The 1167-nt window shown below is 66.8% G+C and carries 1 protein-coding gene and 1 pseudogene; both read left to right on the top strand.

The features are described from left to right. Nucleotides 1–155: 155 nt before the first annotated feature. Nucleotides 156–797: a hypothetical protein gene (locus tag HCC78_RS32655; protein WP_172332835.1), complete on the top strand. Its 642-nt coding sequence runs from the start codon at nt 156–158 to the stop codon at nt 795–797. Nucleotides 798–966: 169 nt separating this feature from the next. Then, a pseudogene (locus tag HCC78_RS32650) lies at nt 967–1167 on the top strand (HNH endonuclease); the annotation flags it as partial.

Raw genomic sequence — 1167 nt, 5'->3', positions numbered from 1 at the left:
GATGACGCTGGCAGAGGCAGACGCTGCCCAGAAGGCGGTGGAGCACGTGAAGGCGGCGCTGTCCGGCCAGAAGGTGGACCTGCAGGCCATGGCATCGAAGATCGAGGCAATCCGCAAGGCAGTCGGCCCGCGTGCGGCGCAGGTGAGGTAGGGCGATGACGGCACACAGCAAGGCAGCGAAGCGCAGGGCGAAGAAGGCAAACCCGCTCGGGCTCCCGGAGCTGTCGGAGAGCAGGCGCCGCGAGAAGGACGGCCATTTCCACCGCGCGACGGAGGACAGGCTGCCGGACGCCGAACGGGAAACCATCAAGACGCGCTGCAGGCATGCTGGCAAGGAGATCACGATGACGAACATCCGCGAGATGCGGGCTCCGTGGCACGGATGCGTTGCCGGCCGCGCCATGGCGGCGCATTCCAGGAGCGAGCAGGAGAAGCAGGATCTCTGGTCAGCGATCTGCCACATGCGCCGGACGCAGGCCGCATTCGATCGCGCGATAGGAGCGCCGAACCGACACCCGAAATGCATGAAGGTCGAGTTCCTGCCGTCCGAACTGAGCGCGGACGCGGACACGCCGCCGGTGGATGAGCGCAGCGACGAAGAGCGGGTGCAGGATGCAACATCGGCCATGATGCAAGTCGAGGGCTGGCTCGGCCACACGGACAGCCGCGCCGCCTGCGAGGGCAAGCGCGTTGTGATCCAGGACGAACCGGTCAGGGACTGGGTCGGGCTGATGTCGGCGCTGCGCTGCGTCTCTGACGGCCTGTGCGGCCGCAGAATGCACTACAGGGGCCGTTGACGGATCGCGGACTTCCCGCTAGCGTATGATGCATCGGCACAGTGCGCCCGGGGGAGAGATCCCTTCGGGCGCTTTCTTTTGCCGGTTTCCTCTTGTTGTTGTTTGCGGATGGGGTGCCGCCCGGTTCGAGCCGGGCGGTGCTTCTGCGCGTCCAATGAGGCAATCACCCATGGCGAAACTCAAGACAGCGAGGCCCGCTCTTTCCGGAGCATCCGGCCGGTCGATCACGCGCGCCGATGCGGAGCGCTCGCGGATGGCCGCGCGGGACGCCGATCGCGAGTGGCGGTCGTGGTATGACCTCGCCAGGTGGAAGCGCCTGCGGGAAGCCATCCTTGAGAAGGGCATGTTCACCTGCGCGAAGACGGGCGTC

Source organism: Mangrovicoccus sp. HB161399, assembly GCF_013184745.1.
Taxonomy (GTDB): domain Bacteria; phylum Pseudomonadota; class Alphaproteobacteria; order Rhodobacterales; family Rhodobacteraceae; genus Mangrovicoccus.
This window is presented reverse-complemented; position numbering and strand designations above follow the sequence as displayed.

Bases quoted from the DNA above. Each gene is read 5' to 3' on its own strand.
- HCC78_RS32655 (WP_172332835.1), top strand. From the start codon at position 156: ATGACGGCACACAGCAAGGCAGCGAAGCGCAGGGCGAAGAAGGCAAAC.